8 protein-coding genes are annotated in these 10,916 nt (G+C 38.2%); 2 read left to right on the top strand and 6 right to left on the bottom strand.

The features are described 5' to 3' along the window. Positions 1-64: 64 nt before the first annotated feature. The gene (locus CK510_RS18635) at positions 65-1,219 is read right to left on the bottom strand and encodes a serine/threonine protein kinase (protein ID WP_245912211.1); all 1,155 of its coding nucleotides are present in this window, start codon (positions 1,217-1,219) and stop codon (positions 65-67) included. A gap of 156 nt (positions 1,220-1,375) precedes the next feature. Beyond that, a complete protein-coding gene (locus CK510_RS18630) occupies positions 1,376-2,686 on the bottom strand; it encodes a serine/threonine protein kinase (protein WP_095723128.1) in 1,311 nt (436 codons plus the stop codon). A gap of 597 nt (positions 2,687-3,283) precedes the next feature. On the opposite strand from CK510_RS18630, the gene CK510_RS18625 reads away from it, so the two are divergent. Further along, positions 3,284-4,093, top strand: a complete 810-nt coding sequence (locus CK510_RS18625; protein ID WP_095723129.1) for an RNA polymerase sigma factor SigF — start codon at positions 3,284-3,286, stop codon at positions 4,091-4,093. Positions 4,094-4,839: 746 nt separating this feature from the next. On the opposite strand, the gene CK510_RS18620 is transcribed toward CK510_RS18625, so the two are convergent. Both CK510_RS18620 and CK510_RS18615 read right to left on the bottom strand, forming a co-directional pair. Then, complete coding sequence (locus CK510_RS18620; RefSeq protein ID WP_095723127.1) at positions 4,840-5,661, bottom strand: SDR family NAD(P)-dependent oxidoreductase; 822 nt, start codon at positions 5,659-5,661, stop codon at positions 4,840-4,842. A 306-nt stretch (positions 5,662-5,967) separates the two neighbouring features. Continuing rightward, positions 5,968-7,215, bottom strand: a complete 1,248-nt coding sequence (locus tag CK510_RS18615) for a TetR family transcriptional regulator (RefSeq protein WP_095723126.1) — start codon at positions 7,213-7,215, stop codon at positions 5,968-5,970. Positions 7,216-7,516: 301 nt separating this feature from the next. Here CK510_RS18615 and CK510_RS18610 point away from each other — a divergent pair, with 301 nt between their 5' ends. Beyond that, the gene (locus tag CK510_RS18610) at positions 7,517-8,365 is read left to right on the top strand and encodes an acyl-CoA desaturase (protein WP_095723125.1); all 849 of its coding nucleotides are present in this window, start codon (positions 7,517-7,519) and stop codon (positions 8,363-8,365) included. A gap of 271 nt (positions 8,366-8,636) precedes the next feature. On the opposite strand, the gene CK510_RS18605 is transcribed toward CK510_RS18610, so the two are convergent. Together CK510_RS18605 and CK510_RS18600 are read right to left on the bottom strand one after the other, a co-directional pair. Beyond that, positions 8,637-9,032, bottom strand: coding sequence for a hypothetical protein (locus tag CK510_RS18605; protein WP_095723124.1), 396 nt, complete (start codon positions 9,030-9,032; stop codon positions 8,637-8,639). 331 nt (positions 9,033-9,363) lie between these two features. Next, positions 9,364-10,545, bottom strand: coding sequence for an alpha/beta hydrolase (locus tag CK510_RS18600; protein WP_095723123.1), 1,182 nt, complete (start codon positions 10,543-10,545; stop codon positions 9,364-9,366). Positions 10,546-10,916 lie beyond the last annotated feature (371 nt).

Raw genomic sequence — 10,916 nt, 5'->3', positions numbered from 1 at the left:
CTTTTCTTCCTTTTCTTCCTTGGTGTTCTCGAAGAGCTGAGAAATCAACTCATTTTTACTACAGTTAATTCATCTGTACACTATCAAATTCTAGATGAATGTGTTTATAAATAGCAGATAAAACTAGAAATGAAATGGCTGCGATCGCACTTCCTTGTAAAAGCCAGACAAAAAGTGAAATAAAAATATTTGCTGTAACTATAGAGCTTAATCCTGTACTGAAGAATGTAAAACCAATTGCAAATGGAGTCAGACAAGAAATTAAGGCAATTAAACCAATTCCAAAACCTGTAGGAGGTAAAATTATTGTCAATTTATCGGTTGTTTTAATTAAACTAATTCTACTTCCTCTAGGTTTACTTAAAGTTGGTTTTAGTGATTGTGTAATATTCGTTCTTGGTGGTGGATTTTTGATTGCATTTAAGGCTATTTGTGCTGATGCAAAACGTTGTTGTAAACTAGGTTCCGTCATCCATTCCAACCAATTAGAAAATTTTCTACTAATATCACCAACTTGAGGAAACTGAATCCGTAAATCTTGCTGCGGTAGCTCTGTGGGATGTAAACCAGTCATGAGATAAATTAAAGTTGCACCTAAACTATACAAATCAGATGCGGGTTTTGTTCTCCCACCAAATTGTTCTGGTGGCATATATCCATAGGTTCCCACGACTGTAATTGTACCCCCTTCCTGTGCCGCAATATTTTGTACCGAACCGAAATCAACTAAATAAACTTCACCAACACTATTACCCGAACGATTGGTAAGTAAGATATTACTTGGTTTAATATCGCGGTGAATTATAGATGGTTGTTGTTGGTGCAAATAATTGAGAATTTTTAAAAGTGATATTGCTAACTCTTTTATCTCCGATTCGCTAAATCTTCGTCCAGCTTGTAACTGTTCTTCCAATGATTTTGCTGCCACATAGGTTTGCACTAATCCAAACCCTTTATCATTGGTTGTCTCCAATTCAAAATAATCGAGATAGCGAGGAATTTGTGGATGATTGAGACTCTTTAATGTCTCAGCTTCCCGTTCAAATAACTTTAAATCTTGCCAATCAAAATCCTGTCCTAAATAGAGAACTTTGACAACTACTTTCTGTTGATTTTGCAAATCTAAACTTAAAAATGTGCGTCTACCCGTTTGTCTTCCCAATTCGTTGATAACTTGATATCGCTCATTTAATATTTGGTTTGATGTATTTTCATTCATAGATAAAGTAATTAATAAATAATTAACCGCAGATGGAAGAGAATGCACGCAGATTTAGACGCTTTGCGGCTTCCCGCAGGGTACGCAGATAATTTTGGATTTTAGCAATATCCTCAACTTCCAATAATAAGTTAGAGATATTTTTAGAAAAAATGATTATTCTAAATACTTAGAAGCTCGGCTTTCCTTTTCATACCACTGAGCAAAAGACTTACTGACAGCACCCATACTCAACCCGGTAATTATAGATGGTGCGATCGCAATGAATAAGAAATTTTTTAGATCGGTAGAACTTCCCATCCCGATACCTCCAAGCCCCAACGATGTAAAGTAAGTTATGGCAACAGCAGTACCAAGAATAGTGCTAGTCATACTCAAAACACGTTTATGTAGGGTGGCATTTTTTAAAGGATAGAAAAACAACTTAGTAATTAAACCAATCAAAACTCCATTACCCAAACCCAGGGGAAAACCAATCATTGCACCAATCATCCCACCCATTATTGTCCCCATGACTGGAATTGCAATACTGCCGTACAACCCAGCAGATATCATCACAATCCCACCACTAACAAAGGTGCTACGTAATAGGGCATTTCCAAACAACCACCAAGTATTTACGGGTTTACTGAGTGCTTCTGTATCGACTTGATGAAGTTGAATTTTTCCGCTTTCCAATGTTGCCAATGCTTCCGTTGCTGAACTTAACCTGCTTTCAACACTCGGTTCAGTCAACCACTGCAACCAACCCACAAATGTGGAACTCAAATCAACCAATTTCTCAAAATCAATTCCCATACCCTGTTGTGGCAAATCAGCAGGATGAGTTCCCGTAGCTAAAGCAATCAGTGTTGCCCCCAAACTATACAAGTCGGATGCGGGGGTTGCATAACCACCAAACTGTTCGGGCGGCATATATCCATATGTCCCGACAACGGTGGCTGTTTTCCCTGCCTTACTAGCTAAAGTTTGGACGGAGCCAAAATCAACCAAATATATTTTACCAATACCTTCATACTCATTCTCCACCAAAATAATATTACTGGGTTTAATATCGCGGTGAATAACTGGGGGATATTGGGAATGGAGGTAAATAAGAATTTCCAGTAATTGCGATGCGATATCTTTGAGTTCTTTCTCAGCAAATATTCGTCCTGCTTTGATGTGTTCCTCTAGGGATTGACCTTCCACATAGCTCTGTACAAGGGCATAACCCTTACTAATAGCATCCAATTCAAAATAGTCAACATAACTAGGAATCGCTTGGTAATTGAGCGTTTTGAGGGTTTCCGCTTCCCGTTCAAATAGCTTTAAGTCTTCCCAAGCAAAATCACTGCTAAAAGTCAGTAACTTGATGATGACAGTCGTTTGCGTAATCTTATCTTCAGCTAATAAAGTTCGTCTTCCTGCCTTTTTCCCCAACTGTCGCTTAATTTCGTAGCGATTTTGCAAAATTTGCTCATTCATTCCCAACCCCACAGCATCACTATCCCTTTTTAGCCGAGTTTTGAACAAGCTACAGGGGTAAAAACACTAATTCCGTAATTTTATGAGTTAGCAACCAAATTCCCGACTAAGAAAGAAAAGTCGAGAATCTATGTCATGGGCAATTGTGATTTAGAACACAATTGTTCAATTTTTTTCAACTTGAGTGACATTTACTTAAAAAATATTAACTGCGATCGCAATATTGCCATCAATTTTGGGTACAACAAAGATAAGACCATAGATTAATACTTTTGGAAATAATAAACTAATCCTCAAGACAAGCCAGGGATAAGCAATAGAGGGTGATTCAAGTTAGTTTTTTAACACTACAATCAAAGCAAAAAACTGGTTTTAATAGCTTCAAAATCTTGTCAAGAACAGAAAATACTAAAAAGACTATCCGTATAAATACTGCACTTTTGGGTACGTCCCTCGTAAGTTCAGTAAAATAACGAATGGTGTCTAAATGACTTCCTAAGGAAAATAATTACAGTTTGATGAACATTAGCGCAGTTCTATTAAGTCAATACTGAGATTATTAAAAAGGATATTTGTATGGCAGTGAATCAATCGTATATGCGTTATGGCAGTTGTTACAACGGTGAAAAATCTCGCAGTGCATTGCCAAATGATAGTATGGAACTCTTACTCATATATCATCAGAATCCTACTATTAAACTTCGTAATCGATTAGTACAGTTACATACTGGCTTAGTTCGGAAAATGGCTCATAAATTTAGCCATCAATGTAACGAACCTTATGAAGATTTGGAACAAATTGGTTATTTTGGCTTAATTCGTGCAATTGAGCGTTTCGATCCCAGTCAAGGATATGCTTTTAGCTCGTTTGCTGTACCTTACATTCGTGGTGAGATGCTGCATTTCTTACGCGATCGCAGCACTCTATTAAAGATTCCTCGTCGTTGGCAGGAACTCTATAATGAAGGTCAAAAAGTTCGTAAAGAATTATCGGAATCTTTAGGTCGTCCAGTGAGAGATTCGGAAATTGCTGATATCCTTCGGGTATCGGTTCATGAATGGCAAGAAACTAAGCTTGCGGCTCAAAATAGAATGCCTTTGAGTTTGGATGCAACTGTAGTTCACTATGTTGATTGCCAAATTACCCTTGGTGAAGCCCTTCCCTGCCCTCGTTCGTCTTCGATGCAACATGAGGAGGAAGAACGTCAGCAACTCCAAGGTGCTATTAACCAACTTGAAGATAAGCCCCGCATGGCAGTGGAAATGGTATTCTTGAAGGAGCTTTCCCGCAAAGATGCAGCGAAGAGTATTGGTACTAGCCCAATGACAGTGACACGATATCTGCAAAAGGGTATTCAAGATTTAATGTGCATGATGCAGCCCCAAACTGTTGCTGCAAGTTCTTAGCTTTTGGATGATAGATTCTGACTATCTTCCAGATATCTGTATTTCTGAACTCTTCTCAATTTTGCGAAAAATATTATTTCTCTGTTATTTAGATTCTGCCCTTGCATTTGTTGCTTTTAACCAGATAATCATTGTCCTTAGTGTCTTAGTGTCTGCAAATTTCATTTCATTATTTATAGTCAGAACTGTCTCCCCAATAGGTATAGGAACGCTGAGATAGGGAAAATGTCAATCGGTATCACTATTTAACGCTTTTGTAAAAAAATAATACCTGTGGTTGAGTTAGATACAGTAGGTTAGGCACATTAATAAATATAAATTTGAACCAGTAATTTATTTTGTGTCGTTACCCAACATCAATAACTTTGCCCAAAATCATAAATCTAATTAATTAAACCTGAGTTTGATAAATAAAACATGACTTCTTTCCTGGCGATGTCTAGGTATACATAGAAGTCTGAATTCTCTTCATATCCTGGAAATTATCCCCCCTAACCCCCCTTTTCAAGGCTACGGTGTACACACAAGTCTAAGTTCTCTTCATATCCCAGAAATTACCCCCCTTAATCCCCCCTTGCAAAGGGGGGAAACTAGAAATCCAGTTCCCTCACGCCACTTTGCTCAACGGGGGGAACCCCCCGCACGCAAGTGGCTCCCCTTAGCAAGGGGAGGGTTAGGGTGGGGTTATTTTATTTAGACGTAGCCTTGAAAAGGGGGATTTCCTCTTATTTTATTTATAATTATTCCTAAACACTAGCACTAGGTAATTCATGGGTACTCCGCACAAATTTTGTCACCAGAATACGAGGGAAAAATCGTAACATTTCTACCATAATCCTATTTTTAAGACCAGGAATAACCACAGTTTTATTTGCCATCAATCCATGATAACCAACAGAGGCAACGGTTGCTGCATCCATGAATTTTTTACCCTTCACCAGCGCAGTTTCAGCCATTCCAGTTTCTTGGTGGAAAGATGATATGGTTGGACCCGGACATAGTACAGTTACAGTTACACCAGTACCTTCCAACTCATTTGCGATCGCTTCCGAAAAAGACAGTACATAAGCTTTAGTGGCAAAATAAACTGCCATCAATGGTCCAGATTGAAATGCAGCAGTGGAGGAAACATTTAATACTTTTCCTTGACCATTTCTTACCATATCACGAACGAAAAGTTTGGTCATGTGAGTCAAAGTTACTAAATTCACTTGGAGCATTTCTAATTCAGATATTAAGTCAGTATCGGCAAATAAACCAAAGCGACCAAATCCGGCATTATTGACCAAGAAATTAATATTAATTCCTGCTTCTTGTAGTTCTGCATATATTTCTAAAGAGGATGTTGGTAAAGATAAATCTTTGATAATAGTTGTTACTAAAGTACCAAATTTTGATTTAAATTCATTTGCAATATCTGTTAGTTTTTGCTCATCTTTATCGACTAAAACTAGATTATAGCCATCACGAGCAAAAATACTCGCTAGTTCGTAACCAATACCTGCTGCCGCTCCGGTAATCAAAGCGGTTTCTTTGGATTGTTCATTATAGACTTTTGTAGGGAGCATATTAGTTAAAATTAAAAAATTTGGTAATTAAGAATCAAGCAAATACCAATACTGAACTCACAAAGTATTTTGAGAATTTAGCCAATTATTTTCAATAATTGGCACTGATATCGCCTCATCATAACTAATAAATTGAATCTAGTCCGTCTATCTAGAACTATTATTAATAATTAAAATCGCTACTTTAGCCACAATTATCATCCCAGAATTTGTATCAGTAGATATCAGGAATAATCATAATTTTTCTGTTCCTCATAACTGAATAATTGTTAAATGAACATTAATAAAAAAGAGTACAAAATTAATCTATCCTGGTTTTTGATCCAGACGAGTTGCTTGCTCAATGGCAGCTTTTTCCTTTGCCCTATGTGCAAGGGGTTGTAATTGCGCGATCGCACTTCCTGTTAAAATACTCAAATTCTCCAAACTCATACCCCGCATCAACATTTCCACACACCATGTTGGTTGCGCTTGGGATATTTTTGGTTGTTTACCTTCAGGAGTCAAAAGCCCTTCCGTCCATTTTTGCCAGCATTCCTCCATCTCTAATTCCGACATTGACAAACCAGCATCATTAATAAACATCGCAGTTTGATTATCTTTACGACTTTTTAGCCATTTTGTGAGAGGATTATTTGTATAGGAACCATAACGCTGCCCCATTACCCATTGATTCACAGGTACTTGACGGGTGATTTTGGGTGAGGTTATTTGGATAATATATGTTTGAGCATCGCTGAATTGATGGGTTTTTTGTAACGTGATAACTTCTGATGGAGATATCCCAGTTGCAAATAATAGATATGCTAAAGCAAAATCCTGTAATCCCTTTTTTTTAGCTTGCTGTAAAATTTGGTGAACTAAATTTCCTGGTAAATCGAGTATTCCCCTAGTCATACCTTCTAAATTTTGACTTGAATCTTGACTTGAATTTTGACTTGAATTTTGGCTTGTTCTCACCAAATCTACGCTATCATTTGAACTTTGATGCAAAAACAACTCCACCAAACTGTCTAAAAATTCATCCCTATCCTGCCAAAATTCGTGCATCTCACAGGTAAACTCAATAATCGCATATCCCAAAGTCATTGTATTGATCAACGCAGACAGTTTTTCAACAGGCAAATTCGTAGTTAACAAACCTTCCGTGGAAGCAAAATACTCACCAACCTTGCGATTCATCTCCTTCAACCCCAAACCCAGTGCCCGACGACTTTCCAGAGGATACTGACTAGCTTCACCAACCACAGAACGAATAAACTCAGGAACCCGTTCCAAAGTAAGTAAAGTGTTACTTGCATAATCCTTCAGAATTTGACTTGCATCATGGGGAGGATTTATTTCTTCCACCAATGATTCTGCTAAATTTGTAAATCGATCTGATTCCTCAAACAAAGCCAAAAGTAACCCATGCTTGTTTCCAAACTGCCGAAATAGCGTCACCTCATTAACTTCAGCCAATTCCGCAATCTGCCGAGTCGTAGTATTCGTCACTCCCTGAGTCGTAAATAACTCAAGTGCCGCTTGCATTAAACGTTGTCGGGTAGAACTCATAGGAAAAATTATAAAGGGCAGATAATCAGAATATTAACTCACCACATCCCCCTACAGGGTTAATCTACATCAGTCCTAACTCACAATTCTTAAATCTTCCAAAATCATGCAAGCGACACTTGCACATTTTAGAAAGTGTTGTTAGGATTGTAAATGTAAGTGAGACTTGCTTTTTAACTGTAATTGATTTGCGTACATAACCAATAAAAGACCTAACCCCCAACCCCTTCCCTCACAGGGAAGGGGAGTAAGGGCAGTTAACCTTACCCATATATCGAAAAAAAGAAACAACAGAACTTTTATGATATTAAAATCTTCTCCAACCGCTTCCGAGAGCGGAAAACCTGCTGCGACAAATTCTTTTAATTGGACTTACTTAGTATTCTTTGGAGCATTTCATGGGTTAGCATTACTTGCACCTTGGTTTTTTACTTGGAAAGCCTTATTTTTAACCCTATTTTTGCACTGGTTATTTGGTAGCATTGGTATCTGCTTAGGATATCACCGACTGTTGAGTCATCGTAGCTTTCAAGTTCCCAAACTATTAGAATATGCGATCGCAATTTTGGGAGCATTAGCACTGCAAGGTGGACCAATATTCTGGGTAAGTGGACATAGGCAACATCACGCACATACCGAACACGTAGATAAAGACCCATATTCAGCCAAACGTGGATTTTGGTGGAGTCATGTACTATGGCTTTTGTACCCACGTCCAGAATTTTTCAACCGCGAAATTTACCAAACAGCAGCACCAGACTTATTAAAACAACCCTTCTATCGCTGGCTGGATAAGTATTTCTTAATGCTGCAAATTCCTCTTGCTTTACTACTATATGGCTTGGGTGGATGGTCATTTGTAATTTACGGAGTATTCCTTAGATCGGTATTGTTGTGGCACTCCACTTGGTTCGTCAACTCAGCAACCCATACATGGGGATATCGCAACTTTGAAGCGGACGATAACGCACTTAATTTGTGGTGGGTATCCATCGTCACCTACGGAGAAGGATGGCATAACAACCATCATAAATATCCCAACGTTGCCAAATCTGGATACAAGTGGTGGGAAATCGATGTCACTTGGTGGAGCATTAGAGCATTGCAGAGATTGGGTTTAGCCAAAAAAGTGAACCTGTATAAATCCTGATTCGATTTAATTTTCTGGATTTAGTTTTCTGGAATTATCCAAGTTGCCAATCAAATCAATGTAGGGGTAAACGGTTGTTTACCCTCATTTATTTATTATAGATACAAGGGGTCTCCTCACCCTTTTTGATGATATGTGGCTATCACAGAAATGATATGATTTATCAATAAAAGTATTAATCTTAACATTAGTCTGACAAATAACAGATGGATGTCTCAAAACAAGGTAAGTTTACATTTATGGAAGATTCACTAACTAAATCCCGATCGATCTATTCTAACTGCGTCCAACCTTTATTTTCCTCACCAATATTGAGAACCCCATATAGTAAGGCAACTCCCACAAAACCAAGCAGCGATTGAAATAAACTTATCCCAATAGACAAGTTAACAACGAAAGCAGTAACACTAACGCATAGAAAGCCGTAAAAGCCCCACTTTTTCCATTTAAATAATGCGATCGCACAAGCAATACTAAAGGCACTCAAGCAAGTAAGTAGTAAAAAAGTAAAGCTGGGAATGGTACGCAGTCCTTGTTGAACAGCAGTAGTTTCATATACTTTCGGATTTAAGGCAAAATAAGCATTTCCGAGAAGTCCTAAGCTGTTAGCAACAATCATAAAAATAAGCCATGCTGTCAGACAGCCATGCCTTCTTTTATCACGCATTTTCAACTTTCTCCATCAATATTTTTCATGATTGGAGATTATTCTAATATTTGGCTAGTTATTGAGTACAGTCATATTCATATAACTGAATAATTCTCTGTTTAAGTTTACATAATTGAATGTAACATCTCTATATAAATTAGGAAATACCGAGAAATAAATTATCCCAAATTGTAGGGGTGGGGTCTCCCCACCCTTTTTGATGATATGGTGATGAATTGATAAATAAAATGTTGGGTTACGCAAAGCCTCCACCCAACCTACAAATTTCGTTTGGATACAATAAAAATCAGGGCAAACAACCGTTTGCCCCTACAGTATTGTAACCCTCCTATTTTAAAGGAGGAACCTGGGGTAAATTGGGGTCTTGTTCAGTATTACTCATATTCCCAGGGTCAATTTCACCAGTGGTTAAAAACCTAAAAGTCTCCTGATATAAACTTTGCCAAAAACGATTCGTCATCCCCTGACTTTTCACATCAGGTTCAGCCAGAGGATGGGGAACTAAATCGCTAGCGGGATAAATATAAAAACGATTTCCCTTTTTCTCCCCACCAATATCATTGAAAAACCTCTCATTCGTGGGGATACTTGCAGCATCCTCATTTTCCGTCAATACCATAAAAGTCCGAACCTGCTGTAATGCTTTCACATTTTTAGATTCACGTACAAATGCACCATACTTTGCTGCTGCTGTCAATGCCCCAATTGGGAAACTTTCACCTGGACTCCAGCTTTTTTCATGGATATCCAATGGACCAGCCAAATTCACATATTGCTCCATAATTTTTGTATGCAGCTTTAATAATGGAGCATAGCTAACAACCTTCGAGATACGAGTCGGTTTATCTGCTGCCAAACCAAGTGCGATCGCAGCCCCTACGGATAACCCAATCGTATAAATTGGTCCTGGCATATCGTCGAGTTCTGCCAATCTTTGCTGTGCATGGGTGAGATATTCCATGTGATTGGAATCAAAATAACGGTAAAAATCGGGGTCATCATCCCTTTCGATTGCGGGGACAATATCCAGTAAACGTGGTTCGATTAATAGCAACCGTCCGACTAAACCAGCTTGTTGTTGGAAAGTGGGACGCACAAATTTATTTGGGTCTGTGGGGAAATTGGCGATATAGTTTGTTAAAACGCTGTCTTTTTGGACTTTTTCCCGCAATGGGTTGTAGATTTTCGGTTTTAGGTCAACCTGACACCAATATTTGCTGGGTGGTTGCAAAGCATGTCCAGCTAGGTTTGTTTGGTAATAATTGAACCCATTCGCAAATAAGTAATCGGAAAGCTTGGACATTTGCTTGGGTTTGCCACTAAAGCCATGAAATATGATTACAGTACCGTGTATGGCTTCCCCAGCTTCGTGAAAACCGTAGTATGGAGTGGAGCCAGCACGGAAATTGGGGTTAGCTTCTACACTTTGAATGTAAGCATCAATTTTGGCTTGAGTGCGGGAAATTTGTTCGCTGGTGGGAGTTACGGAGACTTCTAAGTTTGTTGTCATAATGATTTCGGTAGATTCTGTATCAGTATTTACAAGACGGTCGAGAATTGGTTGATTTGTGCTGACTTACTTATTTATTTAAATTAATACATCATTAATTGTGTCTTTAATTACGCAAATTGCAATATATCAATACAAATGTAGGGGTGGGGTCTCCCCACCCTTACGAGGGATATGATGGTAAATATATGATTTAGGTATTTTATTTTCTGGAAGTCGCTAATCAAATAAAAAAGGGCACACAACCGTTTGTAATTAAATCAAAGATAAATAAAAAAGGGCACACAACCGTTTGTAAGAGAACTCCACAGAAAGAAATGCCCAATGTCATTCTGAGGAACGAAGAATCTCGCGTAGATGCTTCGTTCCTC

It is taken from the genome of Brunnivagina elsteri CCALA 953 (assembly GCF_002289455.1).
Classification (GTDB): Bacteria; Cyanobacteriota; Cyanobacteriia; order Cyanobacteriales; family Nostocaceae; genus Brunnivagina; species Brunnivagina elsteri.
Note: the sequence above shows the minus strand (reverse complement) of the source record. Positions and strands in the feature narration are given on the sequence as shown.

What these genes read in the sequence shown, in the direction of transcription:
- CK510_RS18630 (WP_095723128.1), bottom strand. Translation starts at nt 2,686, where the DNA reads ATGAATGAGCAAATTTTGCAAAATCGCTACGAAATTAAGCGACAGTTG.
- CK510_RS18635 (WP_245912211.1), bottom strand. Translation starts at nt 1,219, where the DNA reads ATGAATGAAAATACATCAAACCAAATATTAAATGAGCGATATCAAGTT.
- CK510_RS18600 (WP_095723123.1), bottom strand. Translation starts at nt 10,545, where the DNA reads ATGACAACAAACTTAGAAGTCTCCGTAACTCCCACCAGCGAACAAATT.
- CK510_RS18615 (WP_095723126.1), bottom strand. Translation starts at nt 7,215, where the DNA reads ATGAGTTCTACCCGACAACGTTTAATGCAAGCGGCACTTGAGTTATTT.
- CK510_RS18610 (WP_095723125.1), top strand. Translation starts at nt 7,517, where the DNA reads ATGATATTAAAATCTTCTCCAACCGCTTCCGAGAGCGGAAAACCTGCT.
- CK510_RS18620 (WP_095723127.1), bottom strand. Translation starts at nt 5,661, where the DNA reads ATGCTCCCTACAAAAGTCTATAATGAACAATCCAAAGAAACCGCTTTG.
- CK510_RS18605 (WP_095723124.1), bottom strand. Translation starts at nt 9,032, where the DNA reads ATGCGTGATAAAAGAAGGCATGGCTGTCTGACAGCATGGCTTATTTTT.
- CK510_RS18625 (WP_095723129.1), top strand. Translation starts at nt 3,284, where the DNA reads ATGCGTTATGGCAGTTGTTACAACGGTGAAAAATCTCGCAGTGCATTG.